This is a genomic window from Imhoffiella purpurea (assembly GCF_000585215.1).
Taxonomy (GTDB): Bacteria; Pseudomonadota; Gammaproteobacteria; order Chromatiales; family Chromatiaceae; genus Imhoffiella; species Imhoffiella purpurea.
Genome location: NZ_AONC01000028.1, coordinates 39,080 through 57,838, shown reverse-complemented (window position 1 = coordinate 57,838; position 18,759 = coordinate 39,080). Strand labels below are relative to the sequence as shown.

Genomic DNA, 18,759 nt, shown 5'->3' with positions numbered 1-18,759 from the left:
CGCAAGCCGTCCAGTTCGAGACGGAGCGGTCACTATCTGAGGAGAGAGACGATGACGAATGCATCCCCGCGCCGGGCCGATCAGGCCGAAGCCGCCTTTCTCGACGGCATCCTGCATTTTGGGCAATTGCCGGCCGACTTCGACCAGTCGGGCCGGACCGCCGCCATCGCCGAGGGACAGGATCGCATCCAGGAGATGGATACGGCCTCGGTGCGCCAGACCCAATGGCTGGCCGACGCGCTGCGGTATCTGACCCTCCAGCTCTGCGCCTCCAAGCAGTCCGGCCACCCCGGTGGCTTCGCCAGCTCGGCCGATGCCTATGCCGCCCTGGCGATGCTGGGTCATACCAACATCGTCACAGAGGTGGGCCACCATGCGCCCGGCTTCTACAGCGCCATGTTCCTCGACGGTTCGCTGGAGAGGATGGGCATCCGAACGGTGAACGACCTGCAGTCGCGCTTTCGCGAGCGTGACGGTCTGCTCGGCCATCTGTCCGGTGCCATTCCCGGTCTGCTGGCCCCGGCCGGACCGCTCGGGCAGGGGCAGCACTTCGCCATGGCCGGCGCATATCTCAATCGCGACCGGCTCTTTCCCTGCACCATCGGCGACGGCGGATTGGGCGAGCCCTACATCCTCTCTGCCATGAAGCATTTCCATACCGCCTACCCGGAGGTGACCAACTTCCTGCCGGTGCTGATCTGGAACGGCTACAGCCAGGAGCATCATTCGATGGTGTCCCTCATGGACAACGCGCAGATGGAAGCCTACTGGCGGGCACACGATTTCGAGAGGATCGTCCTGATCGACGCCAAGGAGTTCGACGACGCGGGCCAGGAGGGCGCCTATGTCGACAGCACCCGCTTCGGCCCCGAGGCCCGAATGGCCTTCAGTCGCGCCGTGCTGGAAGGGGTGCGCGAGGCGGCCGAGTCGGCCATGAGCGGGACCCTGACCTGCGTTGTCATCAAGCAGCTCAAGGGCGCGGGCGTGCATGCCAGCGGCGCCAAGTCGCACAACCTCTATCCCGGCGATACCCCGGAGAAGGACACTATCGCCGCTGCACTGGAGCGGGGTGCGCTGGCCCCGGAGGTCTGGTCGCTGGTGCGCACCAACCTGAGCCGCGCGGGTGGCGGCCCGGCCGCCGAGACGGTGGTGACCGAGCGCGAACGTCCCCTGACCAAGATCGGCGCGCTGCCTATGCAGTCATTCGCGCCGGGCGATCAGGCGGTTCCGGCGAGCACCCTGGCGGCCATGGTCGCCGAGCTGGGCCGGCGGGATCCCGAGTTCGTGGTGACCAATGCCGACGGCAACGAGGCATCCGCCATGAAGGCGATCAACGACGCGCTCAAGATCCGTCATCCGACTCAGGACGACCTCTACAACCAGTCCCCGAGCGGTCAGGTCTACGAGCCGCTGAACGAGGATGCCTGCGCCGGCTTCGCCGCCGGTCTGGCGCTCTTCGGCGGACGCTCGCTGTGGCTCTCCTACGAGAGCTTCGCCATCAACGGCTGGCCGATCGTGCAGACCGTGGGTCAGGCGATGGCCGAGCTGAGGCGCAAGACGCCGGCCATGGTCTCCATGTTCACCGCCGGGGCGCTGGAGCAGGGGCGCAACGGCTGGACCCATCAGCGCCCCGAGATCGAGAACTACATCGGCGGACAGATGCGCAACGGCAACGTCTATCTGCTCTATCCCGCGGACGCCAACATGATCCAGGCCGCCTATGCCTGGGCGATCGGGCAGTCCAACAAGTGCATCGCCATCGTCGCCTCCAAGTCGGCGCTCCCGGTCCACTCTACCCCGGAACAGTCCGAGCAGGCGATGCGCGAGGGTGCCGTCCGGCTCTACGAGTCGGCCCAGGGGCCGCGGGGGACCCTCGTCTTCGCCGTCACCGGCGACATGGTGTTCCAGCCGGTGTTCGCCGCCAAGGACCGGCTGGAGTCGGAGGGGTATCGGGTGCGCATCGTCGCCGTGGCCAACCCGCGCCGGCTCTACCGGCCCGACGACGTCGCCTGGTCGCACAGCGCCGAGCCGGACGGCGACTTCATGGACGATGCGGCCTTCGAGTCGCTCTTCCACGGCGATGCCCTCATCGGCGTGAGCGGCGGCGGCACCGTGGCCCTGGAGCCGGTGATGCTGCGCAGCCGTGCGGCGGCACGCGACCTGGTCGGCTGGCAACGCGGCGAGACCACCGCCAGCCCGGCCGAGATCATGGCCTTCAACGGCATCTCGCCCGAGGGGCTGGAGCGGCGAGTCAAGGCGCTGATGGTGCAGGCCAGGCCCGCGCTCGGCAACGCGGCCTAGGGCATTCGATCATCAGAGAATCTTTGAACCGCAAAGGCGCGAAGGGCGCAAAGGATTTCAATGGGTGATAGGCGTATGGCGCTCATCCTGCGGATGAAATCAGCGCATGGCCCATATCTTTAGGCTTTCTTCGCGTCCTTTACGCCTTCGCGGTTCCAATTCCCGGATTCAGGCCATGCCCTGCGTTGGAGCTTCATGCCGATGAACCAGACACCCACCACCAAGATCATCGCCATCGACGACGATCCCACGGGCTCGCAGACGGTGCATTCCTGTCTGCTGCTGACACGATGGGATCCGGAGACATTGATCGAGGGTCTGAGCGACGATTCGCCGATCCTCTTCGTGCTGAGCAATACGCGCGGCATGGGGGCCGAGGATGCGGAGCGCGTGACGCGCGAGATCTGCGTCAATCTGCGCGAGGCGCTGGGGCGGCTGGCCGCCGCCGGCCGGCCGATCCAGCCGCTGGTGGTCAGCCGCTCGGACTCGACCCTGCGCGGTCACTATCCGGTCGAGACCGACGTCATTGCCGAGGAGCTCGGCCCCTTCGATGCCCATTTCCTGGTTCCGGCCTTCTTCGAGGGGGGACGCATCACCCGCGACGGGGTGCATTACCTCATGGTCGATGGCGAGCCCGTGCCGGTCAACGAGACCGAGTTCGCCCGGGACTCGGTCTTCGGCTTCCAGCATGCCTTCCTGCCCGACTATGTGGAGGAGAAGACCGCCGGGCGCATCCGGGCCGGGGAGGTCGAGCGCTTCGGTCTCGCGGACGTGCGCGGCGATTCGGCCGAACGGCTCGCCGGTCTGGGCGGCAATGTCTGCTGCGTGGTCGATGCCGAGCGCCAGTCCGATCTCGACGGCTTCGCCGCTCGGCTGATCGAGGCCGCCGCTGCCGGCAAGCGCTTCCTCTTCCGCAGCGCCGCGAGTCTGCTGACCTCGCTCGCAAGACTGCCGCCACAGCCGATCCCGGCGGAGGGCATGTCCGCCTATGTGCGCAATGGTCGGCCGGGCGTGGTGCTGGTCGGCTCGCATGTGGCCAAGTCGAGCCGTCAGCTGGAGCGGCTGATCGAAACGACCGACGTGGTACCGGCCGAGATCGATCTGGAGCGTTTGATCCAGGACGAGGAGGGGCTGTTCGACGCGCTCCTAGATCGTCTGGAGACGGCCCAGCACGAGAATCGCAGCCTGGTGCTCTATACCAGCCGGGGCGAGCGCCGCTTCGAGACCAAATCCGAGCGTCTGGCCTTCGGCGAGCGGGTCTCGGGCTTTCTGGTGCGGCTCGTCCGCAACCTGCCGCGCGAGACCGGCTTCCTCATCAGCAAGGGCGGGATCACCTCGAACGATACACTCAGCCAGGGCTTGGCGCTGCGGACCGCGCGGGTGCTGGGCCAGATTCAGCCCGGATGTTCGGTGGTGCGCTGTCCGTCCGATCATCCGCGTCTGTCGGACCTGCCGGTGGTGATCTTTCCGGGCAACGTGGGCGATGAGGATGCCCTGGCCGAGGTCTATCGCATACTGACCGCAGTGACCTGAGTGACTCTGTCCGACCGTCCGATCGTCTCGATGGGCCTTCGGCAGCAGCAGGATTCGCCCCTCCTGGAGCCGATGGAGGGCGTTGTCCCCCAATGATCGGGGATGGCATGATGCGCCCTTTCCGCCTTCTTCGAAGATCCCATCCCGAGTCAGACCAGCATGAGCGAATATCAGTACTACGAGTTCCAAGCCATCGATCGTCCATTGACGCGCGAAGAGATGGCCGAGCTGCGACGCGTCTCGACGCGCGCGGAGATCACCTCGACCCGTTTCTGGAACGAGTACAACTGGGGCGATTTCAAGGGCGATCCGAATCGCTGGATGGAGCTCTATTTCGATGCCTTTCTCCATCTCGCCAACTGGGGAACCCATTGGTTCATGTTGCGCCTTCCGCGGTCCCTGATGGACCTGAGCGACGTCTCCGAGTATCTGCTCGAAGATGGCATGGAGGGATGGAAGACCCGGGAGCATCTCGTCCTGTCCTTCCGCTCCGAGACGGAGGAACCCGACTGGGAGGAGGGAGGCAGCTGGCTTTCGTCCCTGATCGGCATCCGGGCGAGTCTGATGCGAGGCGACCGCCGCAGCCTCTATCTCGGCTGGCTGGCCGAGGCCTGGGCAGGCAATCTGGACGAGGAATCGACCGAGCCAGCGGTTCCGCCCGGGCTTGCCCGGCTGGATGCCCCGCATCAGGCATTGGCCGATTTCCTCCGTCTCCCCGAAGATCTGATCGCCGTCGCGGCCGAGTCGAGCGCCCCGCTCAGGCTGGCCGGTCTCGGATCCGCGGAGGTCGGGCGCTGGCTGGCCGAACGCTCGGGTGCCGAAAAGGATGCGCTTCTCGCCAAGCTGCTGCTGGACGATGGGTCGCGGGAGCTGGTCGTGTTGCGCCGACGGATCGAGTCGGAGCTGAATCCCGTGACGGACCCGTCCGATTCGGGCGAGCGCAGGACGGTCGCGGATCTGATCGATCGCACTAACGCCATGCTGGAGGAACGTGTGGCGAGGGAGGCGGCCGAGCGTGCCGCCGAGAAGTCCCGCCAGGCGGCCGAGGCCGCTGAACGTCGCTCGCGCTACCTGGCCTTGCTGCGTGGCCGCGAGGATGAGATTTGGGCCAAGGTCGAGGGCCTGGCCGCATTGCGTCATGCCTCGGCCTATGAAGAGGCCGCGAGTCTGCTCGTCGATCTGCGCGATCTTGCCAGAATGGACGGGACGACGGGTCCTTATTCCGAGCGCCTGTCGCGCTTCCGCGAACAGAATTCCCGCAAACCGGCCCTGATTCGCCGGATAGACAAGGTGGTGTTGCCCGTTTGACCGAGGGGCGATCGGCGGATCACAGATTTTCAATTCATGCATTGCGTTTGTACAATTGAGCTCCGCAACGCGATTGCTGCGCAGCAGCATGAGCCGATTGTCATCCGATTTCCGCCACACTGGCCGTCGAGGCGGCCGTCCCAGAGGCAAACCGATGCTTCGTAAGATCCTGATCGCCAACCGCGGCGAGATTGCGGTGCGTGTCATTCGCGCCTGTGCCGAGATGGGCATCCGCTCGGCGGCCATCTATTCGGAGGCCGACCGTCACTCCCTGCACGTCAAGAAGGCCGACGAGGCCTACAGCCTGGGCGCCGATCCCCTGGCCGGCTATCTCAACGTGCACCATATCGTCAATCTGGCGGTGTCGACCGGCTGCGACGCGGTCCATCCCGGCTATGGCTTCCTGTCCGAGAATCCCGAGCTGGCGCTGGCCTGCGCACGGCGCGGCATCACCTTCATCGGACCCAATTCCGAGGTCATCGCCCGGATGGGGGACAAGACCGCGGCACGCCAGGCGATGCAGAAGGCCGGGGTGCCGGTGACGCCCGGCAGCCCAGGCAACCTGGAGAACCTCGACGAGGCCCTCGCCTGCGCCGAGGAGATCGGCTATCCGGTCATGCTCAAGGCGACCTCGGGCGGCGGCGGGCGCGGGATCCGCCGCTGCGACTCCCCGGCCGAACTGCGCTCCAATTACGAGCGTGTCATCTCGGAGGCGACCAAGGCCTTCGGCCGGGCCGAGGTCTTCCTCGAGAAGTGCGTGGTCAATCCCAAGCACATCGAGGTCCAGGTGCTGGCCGACCATCACGGCAACTGCGTCCATCTCTACGAGCGCGACTGCTCCATCCAGCGCCGCAACCAGAAGCTGATCGAGATCGCGCCCTCGCCGCAGCTCGACGACGCTCAGCGTCAGTACGTGGGCGGGCTCGCGGTGCTGGCGGCGCGCGCGGTCAAATACACCAATGCCGGGACCGTGGAGTTCCTGCTGGACGCGGACGGTCGTTTCTACTTCATGGAGATGAACACCCGTATCCAGGTCGAGCACACCATCACCGAGACCATCACGGGCGTCGACCTGGTCGAGGAGCAGATCCGTGTCGCCGCCGGTCTGCCGCTGCGCTACAAGCAGCACGAGATCAAGCGGCGCGGCTATGCCATCCAGTTCCGGGTCAACGCCGAGGATCCCCAGAACAACTTCCTGCCGAGCTTCGGGCGCATCTCGCGCTATTACGCCCCGGGCGGTCCGGGCGTGCGCACCGACGGGGCCATCTACACCGGATACCATGTTCCGCCCTACTACGACTCCATGCTGGCCAAGGTCATCGTCTGGGCGCTGAACTGGGAGGACGTGGTGGCACGGGGGCATCGCGCCCTGCGCGATACCGGTCTGTTCGGCGTCAAGACGACCATCCCCTTCTACCAGGAGATCCTGCGCCATCCGGATTTTCTCGCCGGAAGCTTCGATACCGGATTCCTCGAGGCCCATCCGGAGCTGCTGCACTACTCGGCCAAGCGTCGCCGCGAGGACATCGCCGCGGCCTTGGCGGCGGCCATGTCGGCACACGCCGGGCTTTGATTCCAGGGTTCCCATTTTCGAGATGCCGGGCCGTGCCCGGACGAGAGCGACACCATGCCGAAGATCAACATCACCGACGTCGTCCTGCGCGACGCCCATCAGTCACTGCTCGCGACGCGCATGCGTACCGAGGACATGCTGCCCATCTGCCCCAAGCTCGACGCCATCGGCTACTGGTCGCTGGAGTGCTGGGGCGGCGCCACCTTCGACGCCTGCGTGCGCTTCCTCAAGGAGGATCCCTGGGAGCGTCTGCGCAAGCTGCGCGAGGCCCTGCCCAACACCCGGCTGCAGATGCTGCTGCGCGGTCAGAACCTGCTCGGCTACCGCCACTATTCGGACGACGTGGTGCGGGCCTTCGTCAAGCGCTCGGCCGAGAACGGGATGGACGTCTTCCGCATCTTCGACGCGCTCAACGACCTGCGGAACCTCAAGACCGCGATCGAGGCGACCAAGGCCGCCGGCAAGCACGCCCAGGGCACCATCTGCTACACGGTGAGCCCGGTCCACACGGTCGAGGGCTTCGTGCGCATGGGCAAGGAGCTGGCCGCCATGGGGTGCGACTCCATCGCCATCAAGGACATGGCCGGTCTGCTGACCCCCTTCGTGACCGCCGAGCTGGTCAAGGCGCTGAAGGACAGCGTCGATCTGCCGCTGCATCTGCACTCGCACGCCACCGCCGGTCTGGCCGACATGTGCCACCTCAAGGCGATCGAGAATGGCTGCGACACCATCGATACCGCCATCTCCTCGATGGCCGGTGGCACCTCGCATCCGCCGACCGAGAGCATGGTCGCCGCCCTGCGCGGCACCCAGTACGACACCGGCCTGGATCTGGAGGCGATCCAGGAGGTCGGTATGTACTTCTACCAGGTACGCAAGAAGTACCACCAGTTCGAGAGCGACTTCACCGGCGTGGACACCCGGGTGCAGGTGAACCAGGTCCCGGGCGGCATGATCTCCAACCTGGCCAACCAGCTGAAGGAGCAGAACGCCATCGACCGCATGAACGCCGTGCTGGAGGAGATCCCGCGCGTGCGCAAGGATCTGGGCTATCCGCCTCTGGTCACCCCGACCTCGCAGATCGTCGGCACCCAGGCGGTGCTCAACGTGCTGACCGAGAAGCGCTACCAGACCATCACCAACGAGGTGAAGCTCTATCTGCAGGGGCGCTACGGCGCCGCGCCCGCCCCGGTCGACCCGGTGCTGCAGCAGCAGGCGATCGGCAAGGAGGATCTGGTGGACTGCCGGCCGGCCGATCTGCTCAAGCCCGAGCTGGAGCGGCTGACCAAGGAGATCGGCTCCCTGGCCGGCTCGGACGAGGATACCCTCATCTACGCCATGTTCCCCGAGATCGGTCGGACCTTCCTGGAGCATCGTGCCGAGGGCACCCTGGTGCCAGAGCCGCTGGAGCCGCCGGCGAGCAATGTTTCCACCTCGGCCCCGACCGAGTTCAAGATCAACGTCCATGGCGAGACCTATCACATCAAGGTCACGGGTGCCGGGCACAAGGGCCAGGCCGAGCGTCACTTCTATTTCACCATCGACGACATCCCGGAAGAGGTGGTGGTCGAGACCCTCGACGAGCTGGTGCTGACCGGCGGCGCCGATGGCGCGGTCAAGACCGCGATCGCCGGCAAGCGGCCCAAGCCCAGCCAGCCGGGTCATGTCACCACCTCGATGCCGGGCAACATCGTCGAGGTGCTGGTCAAGGAGGGTGACGCCGTCGCCGCCGGCCAGGCGGTCATCGTGACCGAGGCCATGAAGATGGAGACCGAGATCCAGGCTACCATCGACGGCACCGTCACCGCCGTCTATGTCGCCAAGGGCGATGCGGTGAATCCGGACGAGGTGCTGCTGGAAATCACGCCCTGATAAATTTTGAACCGCAAAGGCGCGAAGAACGCAAAGGAATTAAAGATCGATCTTCGCGGCCTTTGCGCCTTTGCGGTTGAAATTCTGCTCGATTCCTACCACTCCTTCAGTCCCGCATCGTGCGCCTGGGCGACGGCGCGTCCGCGCGATTCGTCGACATGGCGTGCGACGAGCATGGCCACGGCGAAGAGCGCCAGACAGAAGAGCAGGGCCTGACGCAGTCCGAAGACGGCCTGCAGCAGCCCGATCGCCAATAGGCCGAAGACCCCGGCCAGCTTCATCGAGAGCCCCCAGAAGCCGAACATCTCGGCCGAGCGCGACAGCGGCGAGAAGAGTCCGACCAGGGTGCGCGTGGTCGATTGACAGGCCCCCAGGCTTGCGCCCGCCACGCATCCCACCACCAGGAAGACGTACTGGGCCTGCCAGTCGAGCCCGAGCCGGTCGTGCGCCAGCTCGGCGATCGATGGTGTCAGATAGATGAGCAGGATCGCCAGGATCCACATCGCCAGGGTCAGGATGTAGGTGCGCAGCGCGCCGATCCGGTCCTGGATGTAGCCGAATCCGAAGGCGCCCGCGGCGGCGGTGAGCTGCACCAGTACGAACATGAGGGTGCGCACCGATGCGTCCCAGCCGATCACCTGTGCCCCGTAGATGAAGGCGTAGGTGATGACGATGGAGATGCCGCTCATGGAGAAGAAGACGGCGATCAGCAGCACGGCCAGGTCGCGGTGCTGGCGCAGATGGGCCAGGGTCTGGCGCACCCGGGAGACCCCGATGCCGACGAGGCTGGCGCCTGGGGGCAGTGGGCGAGGGGTGCCGCGCTCGCGGACCCAGAGAAAGGTCGGGATGGCGGCGACGAGGAAGAAGAGGGCGGTCCAGGGCCCGACCCAGCGGATGCGCGCGAAGTTCTCGGCGCTGACCTCGCCGAGCACGAAGAGGACGAAGAGCGCCGCGACCATGCCCCCGATGTAACCGAGCGCCCAGCCGAATCCCGAGATCTTGCCCAGATCCTCGGGCGGTCCCAGCCCGGGCAGGAAGCTGGCGATGAAGGACTCGCCGAGGGCGAAGGCGAAGTTTGAGAGGATCAGCAGGACCATCCCGATCCAGGCATAACCGGGCGCCGCCCAATAGAGCATGGCGGTGGTGACGACCGTGAGCGCATAGCTGGCGAAGAGAAAACGCTTTCTGCTCGCCCGATAGTCCATGATGGCCCCGGCCACCGGGGAGGCGATCACCACCATCAGGTAGCTGACGGCGAGCGCCAGGCTCCAGAGCAGGTTGCCCAGGCGGTAGTCCGGCGCGTCGCCGACGATGACCCGGGTGAAGAGGTCGCCGAAGACGACCGTGATGATGAGCAGCGTGTAGGAGGAGTTGGCGAAGTCGAACATGGCCCAGCCGAGGATCTCTCGTGCGGGCGCTCGGGTTCTGGTGGTCATCGAGGCGGATCCTGGGCTGAGCTCTCGGCTTCTCGGCGCGTCCTCGCTGGAGGCTGAGCGTTCGCGTTCAGTCGCTCATTTCGGTGGGGCGTCTGGGTGAGCGATCTTTCGGGTCGATATCCAGAATGGTCTCCCAATCCTCGGTCGAGATCCAGCGCACGTCGCCGATGGTGTCCAGGATCCGGTTGCAGCGGTGCTCGGCCTCGCGCAGGGCCTCTTCGGCGCAGCGCCGATGGCGGATCTCGCGTTGGAGGTCCTTTTCCATGGACACGGCGCGGATGCGCTCGGCGATCGCCGATTCCATGAGACGCAGGGCCGCTTGCGTGGCGTCCCCGATCGCCTGGTCGAAGGCGGCGCTGCAATTGCGGTCTGATGGAGCCTCGGCGCCCGCGGAGGCGGGTGGCGGAGGCGAGGATGTCGGGGAGGCGTTGGACGCGCCTGAAAATCTGGATTCCGCCTCGCGCAATCTCTCCCGCAAGGCGGCGCATTCGGCGTGGAGGTCTTCCACAGGTTCGCCAGCTCGACCGCTCATTCGCCTGATATCTGCTCGATTCGGCCCTTGGGGCGCATGCTGCCGCAAAAATGCCGTTTAGCATCCTTGCATAGAGGATAGGGGGCTATCCGTAGGATTACGCATTCGGCGGATCCTCGGGAGATGGGGCCGAATGCCTGTCCTTGCGTCACGTCTTCCAGCCGGTCTCTGTAAACTTGGTTTGCGTTGCGAGCGCAAAGTGTAAGTTTACTTTACGGAATGGTGGTCCGCCGATCGGCAGCCAATGGCGCGAATCGGTTGCGAATTGTCAATTTGGCGGTGCTGGCCGAGCCTGGCTCGATGATTGCATTTGGATATCCGAGTGCCGATCGGGCCGGTGCGCCTGCCGGTCAATCCGCTGGGGTTCACAACTGGGATCAACCATGGCAACGACTGAAACCTTCTACGAGGTGATGCGCCGACAGGGGATCACCCGTCGCAGCTTCCTCAAATTCTGTAGTCTGACGGCGACCGCCCTGGGGCTGGAGCCGGTCTTCGCCTCCAGGATCGCCCAGGCGATGGAGACCAAGCCGCGCACGCCGGTGCTCTGGCTGCACGGCCTGGAATGCACCTGCTGCTCCGAGTCCTTCATTCGGTCCGCCCATCCCCTGGTCTCGGACGTGGTCCTCTCGATGATCTCGCTCGACTACGACGACACCATCATGGTTTCGGCCGGTCATCAGGCCGAGGCGATCCTCGAAGACGTCCGCACCAAGTACAAGGGCAACTACATCCTGGCGGTCGAGGGCAATCCGCCCCTGAACCAAGACGGCATGAGCTGCATCATCGGCGGCCGGCCCTTCGTCGAGCAGCTGAAGGAGGTCGCCGCCGACTGCAAGGCCGTCATTTCCTGGGGCTCTTGCGCCTCCTGGGGTTGCGTGCAGGCGGCGCACCCCAATCCGACCCAGGCCACGCCGGTGCACAAGGTCATCACCGACAAGCCCATCATCAAGGTGCCAGGCTGTCCGCCGATCGCCGAGGTCATGACCGGCGTCATCACCTACATGCTCACCTTCGACCGCATCCCCGAGCTGGATCGCCAGGGCCGGCCCAAGATGTTCTACGGTCAGCGCATCCACGACAAATGCTACCGCCGTCCGCACTTCGACGCCGGCCAGTTCGTCGAGGACTGGGACGACGAGGGGGCGCGCAAGGGCTACTGTCTCTACAAGATGGGCTGCAAGGGCCCGACCACCTACAACGCCTGCTCGACCGTGCGCTGGAACAACGGGGTCTCCTTCCCGATCCAGTCCGGTCACGGCTGCATCGGCTGCTCCGAGGACGGCTTCTGGGACAAGGGCAGCTTCTACCATCACGTCACCAACACCCACGGATTCGGCATCGAGGCCAACGCGGACAAGGTCGGCATCGCGGCGGCCGGGACGGTCGGCGCGGCGATCACGGCGCATGCGGCGGCGAGCGCCATCCAACGCATCAAGCAGCGCTCGGGCGAGCATCACGAGGAGAATGACAAGGCATGAGCGTGCAGACACCCAACGGCTTCGAGCTCGACACCTCGGGCAAGCGCGTCGTCGTCGATCCGGTGACCCGTATCGAGGGTCACATGCGCTGCGAGGTCAACCTCGACGAGAACAACGTCATCCGCAACGCGGTCTCCACAGGCACCATGTGGCGGGGTCTGGAGGTCATCCTGCGCGGCCGCGATCCGCGCGACGCCTGGGCCTTCACCGAGAGGATCTGCGGCGTCTGCACCGGCACCCACGCGCTCACCTCGGTGCGTGCGGTCGAGGATGCGCTCGGGATCCAGATCCCGGAGAACGCCAACTCCATCCGCAACATCATGCAGCTGACGCTCCAGGCGCACGACCACCTGGTGCACTTCTATCATCTGCATGCGCTGGACTGGGTGGACGTGGTCTCGGCGCTCAAGGCGGATCCCAAGGCGACCTCGGCGCTGGCGCAGTCGATCTCGGACTGGCCCCTGTCCTCGCCCGGCTATTTCCGCGACGTGCAGAACCGGATCAAACGCTTCGTCGAGTCCGGCCAGCTGGGGCCCTTCACCAACGGCTACTGGGGCAATCCGGCCTACAAGCTGCCGCCCGAGGCCAATCTCATGGCGGTCACACACTATCTGGAGGCGCTCGATTTCCAGAAGGAGATCGTCAAGATCCATACGATCTACGGCGGCAAGAACCCGCACCCCAACTGGCTGGTCGGCGGCGTGCCCTGCGCCATCAACGTCCATGAGGCGGGCGCGGTCGGGGCGGTCAACATGGAGCGGCTGAATCTGGTCTCCTCCATCATCGACCGGACCATCGAGTTCATCGACAAGGTCTATCTCCCGGACCTGATGGCCATCGCCTCCTTCTACAAGGACTGGACCTACGGCGGCGGACTCAGCAGCCAGTCCGTGCTCTCCTACGGCGACATCCCGGATCGGGCCAACGACAGCTCGGCCGAAAACCAGATGCTGCCGCGCGGCGCCATCATCAACGGCAATCTCGCCGAGATCCACGACGTCGACCTGCGCGATCCCGAGCAGATCCAGGAATTCGTCACCCATTCCTGGTTCAGCTACGAGGACGAGTCCAGGGGGCTGCATCCCTGGGATGGCGTCACCAACCCCAACTTCGTCCTGGGTCCCAACACCAAGGGGTCCAAGACCCGGATCCAGGAGATCGACGAGAACGCCAAGTACAGCTGGATCAAGGCCCCGCGCTGGCGCGGCCATGCCATGGAGGTCGGCCCCCTGGCGCGCTGGGTGATCGGCTACGCCCAGGGCAACCCGGAATTCAAGGAGCCGGTCGAGAAGGTCCTGACCGATCTGCAGCTGCCGGTCGAGGCGCTCTTCTCGACCCTGGGGCGCACCGCCGCCCGCGGTCTGGAAGGCTCCTGGGCGGCGCACAAGATGCGCTACTTCCAGGACAAGCTGATGGCCAGCCTCAAGGCTGGCGACAGCAATACGGCCAATGTCGACAAGTGGGATCCCAAGACCTGGCCCAAGCAGGCCAAGGGCGTGGGCACCACCGAGGCCCCGCGCGGCGCGCTCGGTCACTGGGTGGTGATCGAGGACGGCAAGATCCAGAACTACCAGGCGGTGGTCCCCACCACCTGGAACGGTTCTCCGCGCGATCCGGCCGGCAACATCGGTGCCTTCGAGGCGGCGCTCATGAACACCCCGGTGGCCAAGGCCGAGGAGCCGCTCGAGATCCTGCGCACCTTGCACAGCTTCGACCCCTGTCTGGCCTGCTCGACCCACGTCATGAGCCCGGACGGCGACGAGCTGACCCGGGTGAAGGTGCGGTAGAGACGATGACGATCAGCAGACTGGTCCTCGTGATCGCCGTGGCGACCGTTTCGGTCGCCACGATGGCCGACGAGGGATCCGCCCGATCCGGATGTGCCGAGTGCGCGTCCAGGCCGGCGCAACCGACAGCGAGCGAGGGTCATGCCGGCAGGCATGACCGGATCGATCCATGAGCTCGGAGATTAAGTCCATGTACAGTGGCGTTCCAACGGTCAAACGCACGGCGGTCTATGTCTATCAGACCCCGGTGCGCATCTGGCACTGGGTGAATGCACTCTCGATCACCGTCCTGGCGATCAGCGGCTATCTGATCGCCCATCCGCTGCCGTCCCTGCCGGGCGAGGCGAGCGATCACTATCTGATGGGAACCATCCGCTTCTTCCATTTCGTCGCCGCCTACACCTTCATGGTCGGCTTCCTCTTCCGCATCTACTGGGCGTTCGTCGGCAATTCATACTCGCATCAGCTCTTCACCCTGCCGTTCTGGCGCCGACGCTTCTGGAGCGAACTCCTCCACGAGCTGCGCTGGTACGCCTTCCTGGAGAAGGAGCCGCGCAAGTACGTCGGCCACAATCCGCTGGCGCACCTCTTTATGGTGATCATCATCACGGTCGGCGGTCTGGTCATGATCGTCACCGGCATGGCGCTCTATTCCGAGCAGACCGGTCTGGGCAGCTGGCAGGACGAACTCTTCGGCTGGGTCATCCCCATGGTTGGGCAAAGTCAGGACGTGCGCATGTGGCACCACTGGGGCATGTGGGTGCTGGTGATCTTCGTCATGCTCCATGTCTATACCGCCATCCGTGAGGACATCATGTCCCGCCAGAGCCTCATCAGCACCATGGTCAGCGGCTGGCGCATGTTCAAGGACGACCGGCCGTGAGCGCGCCCAATGTCCTCATCCTCGGCATCGGCAACATCCTCTGGGCCGACGAGGGGTTCGGGGTGCGGGTGGTCGAGGAGATCGCACGGCGCTATCGCTTCGCCCCCAACGTTCGCTTGCTGGATGGCGGGACCCAGGGCATCTATCTGGTCGACCAGGTCCGCTGGGCCGAGGTTCTGATGGTCTTCGACGCCATCGATTACGGGCTCGAGCCTGGCACCATGAAACTGGTCGAGGGCGAGGCGGTGCCCCGCTTTATGGGCGCCAAGAAGATGAGCCTGCACCAGACCGGCTTCCAGGAGGTGCTGGCCCTGGCCGATCTCATGGGCGACTACCCGAGCCACCTGCTGCTGATCGGTGTTCAGCCGGTCGAGCTGGAGGATTTCGGGGGCAGCCTGAGACCTCAGGTTCGGGACCGGATCGAGACCGCCATCGCCGAGGCCCGGCGTTATCTGGAGCGCTTCGGCGTGGAGTGGGTGCCCTCCGATGGCGAGTCCGGCGCCTTCGGCGAGGAGATGCCGCATCCGTCGCTGCGTCTCGCCGACTACGAATCCGGACGCCCCGGACCCGATGTCGCCTGCCGCATCGGCGATCCCCGGGTGCTGGCCATGAGAGGTGCCGGCTGATGTGCGTCGGGGTGCCCATGCAGGTGATCGAATCCGGCCCCCTCTGGGCCTGGTGCGACGACGGCGGCGAGCGTCACAAGGTCGACATGCAGCTGGTCGGCCGGCAGCCGGCCGGGAGCTGGGTGCTGGTGTTCCTGGGCGCCGCGCGCGAGGTGATGGGCGAGACACATGCGCTGCGGGTTCGCGATGCCCTGGTTGCCATGCAGGCCGCCATGCAGGGGCAGCCGGTCGACCATCTGTTCGCCGATCTCGTCGACCGCGAGCCGACCCTGCCCGAGCATCTGCGCCATCGAGCCGGTGACGGCGCCGAGAGCTGAGACCTCCGTTTTCGGGGTTACCGCCTTGTCGCGGCCCCTTTTTTCTTGCGTTTCCAATAGGAGCCATCGCGTATGCAATCCTTCGAGATCCCCGGTCTGACCAGGGGGCCCGGCTCGCAGCCGGTGGAGCCGGATGGTGCCGAGCTGGCCTATCTCTCGCTGCCCAAGACGATGGGGACCTACGTGCCCCCCGCGCTGCCTGAGGCCGAGGACGCCCAGTCCTGTCCCGATGGTGTGCGTCTGCTGGAACGCCTGCTGGTTCAGCTCGAGAGCTATCGCGTGCTGGAGCCCTCGCGCGTGGTCGATCTCATGGCCCTGCCCGAGCCGGACCGAACCCTGGTGGCTCAGGCGCTCGGTGAGGGCGAGGTCAGCATCCGCTTCTCCGGCGGAGCCCTGCGGGTGCAGGAGACCCGTCTCGCCGGCCTCTGGCATGTCCAGGCCAGCGACGGGCAGGGGCGGGTGGTGCGCGACGAGATCGAGGTGGCGGAGATTCCAACCGCGGTGCGCGATGACGCCTTCAAGGGGGCTGCACGGAGCCTCGATCCCGCGACACCTCCCGAGGAGGTGCTCACCGCCCGTTCGGTTCTGGCCGAATTGAACGAGCGGGCCGCGAGCTGGCGTCTCGGCGATCTGCCGCACGTCGTCAATCTGACCCTGCTGCCCCATTCCGAGGCCGATCTCGCCTATCTGGACGCCCAACTGGGTCAGGGGCCCGTCACCATCCTCTCGCGCGGCTATGGGAACTGCCGCGTCAGCGCCACCGGGCTGCTCAACTGCTGGTGGGTGCAGCATTTCAATTCGGACGACAAGCTGATCCTCAACACGCTCGAGGTCGTGGACGTCCCGGCTGCCGCGCTGGCCGCTCAGGAAGACATCGAGGACAGCTCGGGGCGACTGTCCGAGATCCTCGAGGCGGTGCGCTGAGCCTCCGCATGTCGGTCTGGGTCGAGGATCTGTCGGGCCGTTTGACGGTGGCCTTCCATCGGATCCATGAGACGCGGATGCGCGGGCTGCCTATCCTCAATCCGGCCCTGTCGGTTCAAGTCGTGGGCGCGCGCGCCCACGCCGGCGACTGGCTCGGCGTGCTCGTCACCCCCTGGTGCATGAATCTGGTGCTGATCCCTGGAACGGATTCGGAGGTGCGGCCTGGGCCGCAGGGGAGCAAGCTGGAGATCGATCTGCCGGGCGGGCGCTGCGAGCTCATCGCCTCCGAGGAGGCGGGGATCGGCCGCTTCGCCGCCTGCTCCATCTTCTCTCCCATGGGCGGTTTTCCGGATCAGGCGACGGCCGTCGCCACCGCGGAGGCCGTGCTGGACGGGCTTCTGTCCGAACCGGCGCATTCATGGCCGACGTCTGCGGCGGGTATCAGCCGTCGTGATCTGCTGCGCGGTAGGCTCGGCTCCTGAAGGCGGGATCTGCCTCGGGCGCTGCGTTCATCGATTCAGAAGTCCCGCGATCTTGTGAAGATCCTCCTCCGGATGCTCGAAGCTCAGCTCCAGCTTGACCAGTTCCGGCTGGTTGGTGAACGGGATGCTGATGATCTCCTGTCCGGTCACGCGGGCGCGCAAATAGAGGTCGGGGTAGCGCTGGCTACCGCTTAGATTGAGCGATAGGCTCTGATCGAGGGCATAGGCACCGAATACGGTCAGCGATAGGCGCCCCGAGCCGATCTGCTGCAGTCGCTCGCGCATCTCATCGTCGTCGGTCACGGTGAGATCCAGCGTCTCGGCGATCGGGATGGTCGAATCCGGTCCGGTTCGGTCCTCCTTCGAGATCAGCAGCTTGAGCAGTCTGGTGAGCCGCATCTGGTCGTTGGACGCGATGCAGTAGAAGCGAACCGCCACGGCGAATCTTCCGTCCGCGAGCTGTTCGCAGCGCATCATGTCCGCCTCGGCCGAAAAGGTCTGATCCTCCAGCCAGGGGAAGGTCAGACGCATGCGTTCGCATTGGCACACCGCCGGATCGGAGGCGATGAAAAAGGCTCCACCCCAGGACAGGTTGTGGATCTCGACCTCGATCGCGCGGCTCTGGCCGGGAACTGTGACCCCGATGGTCGTGGTCTTGGTCCCGAGACGGCGTTGAGTGCGTCGATTCGTCATGATATTCAAATGCCTGTAGCACGCATTGGCCGTTCTTCGAGCTCGGTCGAATTCTCGTGTCCTGTCGGCCGGGTTTCCGTGTGTCGAGTCACATTTTAGGGCTTGGTGTAGGATCCGCGGGCGATGCTTGGCGAATCTATCGGCCGTTCCCTGATTTCCGGTTGACAGTCGGCGGGCCGCCCGCTAATTTTCGCCCATCTTGAGGGGAGTAGTCGCCCTTTCCTTCGAAAGGGGCGCGGGTCAACAGACTCGGTATCTATACCGTGGCACGCGCGGCGCTGGCTTGACGAGACCTCGGGCTTGGCGTGGTGTCCGGCTGGGGCTGGGCATGCCGCGCCTCGTCCGTCGGTCATGTAGCCCAGCCCCTTGCGATTTCATCATGCCACTGTTCGACTCGCTTTCCATTCCCGCTTGGCTCGTGCCGGCGTTCACCAGCTTCGGTCTCATCTTCCTGGCCGAACTGGGCGACAAATCGCAGCTCGTTTGCATCACGCTCGCCGCGCGTCACCGTCAGGCGCCCGTCCTGGTCGGCGCCGTGCTGGCGTTCGTCGTTCTCAATACGCTCGCCGTCGTCTTCGGTGTCGGTCTCGCCGAGTGGCTTCCCGAACGCCTGCTGGCCGCCATCGTCGCCGTCCTCTTCGCCGTCTTCGGTGTCCTGGCCCTGCGCTCGAGCCTCGACTGCGACGACGGAGAGGTGCCGGAGCGTCCGGGACACGGCATCCTGATCGCGACCTTTCTCATGATTCTGCTCGCCGAGATGGGCGACAAGACCCAGATCGCCGTCGCCGGGCTCGCCAGCAATCTGGAGCCCATGGCGGTCTGGTTCGGCTCGACCCTGGCGCTCGCGGCGACCTCGGCATTGGGCGTCACCATCGGATGCCGAATGCTGAGTGGGGTCCCGATGCAGCGTCTCCATCAGCTGAGCGGCGTGATCTTTCTGCTGCTCGCCGCGGGTGCGCTCTTCAAGGTCTTCTGACGGGAGGGTCGGAAGACCCGCTCCGGCAGCCGTCG

16 protein-coding genes and 1 riboswitch are annotated in these 18,759 nt (G+C 65.5%); of the genes, 13 read left to right on the top strand and 3 right to left on the bottom strand.

Annotated features, from left to right (window positions below):
• Positions 1–51: 51 nt before the first annotated feature.
• The 5 genes from D779_RS09700 (at position 52) to oadA (ending at position 8,587) form a co-directional block, all read left to right on the top strand.
• Positions 52–2,301 (top strand): phosphoketolase family protein, encoded by a 2,250-nt coding sequence (locus D779_RS09700; protein ID WP_052348014.1) that lies wholly within the window; start codon positions 52–54, stop codon positions 2,299–2,301.
• Positions 2,302–2,502: 201 nt separating this feature from the next.
• On the top strand, positions 2,503–3,834 hold the full coding sequence (locus D779_RS09695; RefSeq protein ID WP_043753279.1) for a four-carbon acid sugar kinase family protein: 1,332 nt from the start codon (positions 2,503–2,505) through the stop codon (positions 3,832–3,834).
• A gap of 159 nt (positions 3,835–3,993) precedes the next feature.
• Complete coding sequence (locus tag D779_RS09690; protein WP_043753163.1) at positions 3,994–5,142, top strand: hypothetical protein; 1,149 nt, start codon at positions 3,994–3,996, stop codon at positions 5,140–5,142.
• A 154-nt stretch (positions 5,143–5,296) separates the two neighbouring features.
• The gene (locus D779_RS09685; RefSeq protein WP_043753162.1) at positions 5,297–6,715 is read left to right on the top strand and encodes an acetyl-CoA carboxylase biotin carboxylase subunit; all 1,419 of its coding nucleotides are present in this window, start codon (positions 5,297–5,299) and stop codon (positions 6,713–6,715) included.
• Positions 6,716–6,769: 54 nt separating this feature from the next.
• Positions 6,770–8,587, top strand: a complete 1,818-nt coding sequence (oadA, locus tag D779_RS09680; RefSeq protein ID WP_043753161.1) for a sodium-extruding oxaloacetate decarboxylase subunit alpha — start codon at positions 6,770–6,772, stop codon at positions 8,585–8,587.
• A gap of 95 nt (positions 8,588–8,682) precedes the next feature.
• On the opposite strand, the gene D779_RS09675 is transcribed toward oadA, so the two are convergent.
• Complete coding sequence (locus tag D779_RS09675) at positions 8,683–10,023, bottom strand: MFS transporter (RefSeq protein WP_043753160.1); 1,341 nt, start codon at positions 10,021–10,023, stop codon at positions 8,683–8,685.
• Between the two features lie 67 nt (positions 10,024–10,090).
• Positions 10,091–10,531: a hypothetical protein gene (locus D779_RS09670; RefSeq protein WP_043753159.1), complete on the bottom strand. Its 441-nt coding sequence runs from the start codon at positions 10,529–10,531 to the stop codon at positions 10,091–10,093.
• Between the two features lie 407 nt (positions 10,532–10,938).
• On the opposite strand from D779_RS09670, the gene D779_RS09665 reads away from it, so the two are divergent.
• The 7 genes from D779_RS09665 (at position 10,939) to hybE (ending at position 17,055) form a co-directional block, all read left to right on the top strand.
• The gene (locus D779_RS09665) at positions 10,939–12,036 is read left to right on the top strand and encodes a hydrogenase small subunit (RefSeq protein WP_043753157.1); all 1,098 of its coding nucleotides are present in this window, start codon (positions 10,939–10,941) and stop codon (positions 12,034–12,036) included.
• Positions 12,033–13,823, top strand: coding sequence for a nickel-dependent hydrogenase large subunit (locus D779_RS09660; RefSeq protein WP_043753155.1), 1,791 nt, complete (start codon positions 12,033–12,035; stop codon positions 13,821–13,823). The genes D779_RS09665 and D779_RS09660 overlap by 4 nt, the downstream gene beginning before the upstream one ends.
• Before the next feature lie 190 nt (positions 13,824–14,013).
• Positions 14,014–14,706, top strand: a complete 693-nt coding sequence (cybH, locus tag D779_RS09655) for a Ni/Fe-hydrogenase, b-type cytochrome subunit (RefSeq protein ID WP_198295700.1) — start codon at positions 14,014–14,016, stop codon at positions 14,704–14,706.
• On the top strand, positions 14,703–15,332 hold the full coding sequence (locus D779_RS09650; RefSeq protein ID WP_043753149.1) for a HyaD/HybD family hydrogenase maturation endopeptidase: 630 nt from the start codon (positions 14,703–14,705) through the stop codon (positions 15,330–15,332). Before cybH ends, D779_RS09650 begins: the two co-directional genes overlap by 4 nt.
• Entirely contained in the window at positions 15,332–15,649 is a 318-nt protein-coding gene (locus tag D779_RS09645; RefSeq protein ID WP_043753148.1) for a HypC/HybG/HupF family hydrogenase formation chaperone, read from the top strand. Before D779_RS09650 ends, D779_RS09645 begins: the two co-directional genes overlap by 1 nt.
• Positions 15,650–15,721: 72 nt before the next feature.
• Complete coding sequence (locus tag D779_RS09640; RefSeq protein WP_043753146.1) at positions 15,722–16,573, top strand: hydrogenase expression/formation protein; 852 nt, start codon at positions 15,722–15,724, stop codon at positions 16,571–16,573.
• 8 nt (positions 16,574–16,581) lie between these two features.
• Positions 16,582–17,055, top strand: coding sequence for a [NiFe]-hydrogenase assembly chaperone HybE (gene hybE, locus D779_RS09635; RefSeq protein ID WP_043753144.1), 474 nt, complete (start codon positions 16,582–16,584; stop codon positions 17,053–17,055).
• Between the two features lie 27 nt (positions 17,056–17,082).
• On the opposite strand, the gene D779_RS09630 is transcribed toward hybE, so the two are convergent.
• Positions 17,083–17,748 (bottom strand): PilZ domain-containing protein, encoded by a 666-nt coding sequence (locus D779_RS09630; RefSeq protein ID WP_157726367.1) that lies wholly within the window; start codon positions 17,746–17,748, stop codon positions 17,083–17,085.
• Between the two features lie 194 nt (positions 17,749–17,942).
• A riboswitch (yybP-ykoY riboswitch) is annotated at positions 17,943–18,087 on the top strand.
• A 40-nt stretch (positions 18,088–18,127) separates the two neighbouring features.
• On the opposite strand from D779_RS09630, the gene D779_RS09625 reads away from it, so the two are divergent.
• Positions 18,128–18,724: a TMEM165/GDT1 family protein gene (locus D779_RS09625; protein WP_043753141.1), complete on the top strand. Its 597-nt coding sequence runs from the start codon at positions 18,128–18,130 to the stop codon at positions 18,722–18,724.
• Positions 18,725–18,759 lie beyond the last annotated feature (35 nt).

Bases quoted from the DNA above. Each gene is read 5' to 3' on its own strand.
- D779_RS09700 (WP_052348014.1), top strand. From the start codon at position 52: ATGACGAATGCATCCCCGCGCCGGGCCGATCAGGCCGAAGCCGCCTTT.
- D779_RS09695 (WP_043753279.1), top strand. From the start codon at position 2,503: ATGAACCAGACACCCACCACCAAGATCATCGCCATCGACGACGATCCC.
- D779_RS09690 (WP_043753163.1), top strand. From the start codon at position 3,994: ATGAGCGAATATCAGTACTACGAGTTCCAAGCCATCGATCGTCCATTG.
- D779_RS09685 (WP_043753162.1), top strand. From the start codon at position 5,297: ATGCTTCGTAAGATCCTGATCGCCAACCGCGGCGAGATTGCGGTGCGT.
- oadA (WP_043753161.1), top strand. From the start codon at position 6,770: ATGCCGAAGATCAACATCACCGACGTCGTCCTGCGCGACGCCCATCAG.
- D779_RS09675 (WP_043753160.1), bottom strand. From the start codon at position 10,023: ATGACCACCAGAACCCGAGCGCCCGCACGAGAGATCCTCGGCTGGGCC.
- D779_RS09665 (WP_043753157.1), top strand. From the start codon at position 10,939: ATGGCAACGACTGAAACCTTCTACGAGGTGATGCGCCGACAGGGGATC.
- D779_RS09660 (WP_043753155.1), top strand. From the start codon at position 12,033: ATGAGCGTGCAGACACCCAACGGCTTCGAGCTCGACACCTCGGGCAAG.
- cybH (WP_198295700.1), top strand. From the start codon at position 14,014: ATGTACAGTGGCGTTCCAACGGTCAAACGCACGGCGGTCTATGTCTAT.
- D779_RS09645 (WP_043753148.1), top strand. From the start codon at position 15,332: ATGTGCGTCGGGGTGCCCATGCAGGTGATCGAATCCGGCCCCCTCTGG.
- D779_RS09640 (WP_043753146.1), top strand. From the start codon at position 15,722: ATGCAATCCTTCGAGATCCCCGGTCTGACCAGGGGGCCCGGCTCGCAG.
- hybE (WP_043753144.1), top strand. From the start codon at position 16,582: ATGTCGGTCTGGGTCGAGGATCTGTCGGGCCGTTTGACGGTGGCCTTC.
- D779_RS09630 (WP_157726367.1), bottom strand. From the start codon at position 17,748: ATGACGAATCGACGCACTCAACGCCGTCTCGGGACCAAGACCACGACC.
- D779_RS09625 (WP_043753141.1), top strand. From the start codon at position 18,128: ATGCCACTGTTCGACTCGCTTTCCATTCCCGCTTGGCTCGTGCCGGCG.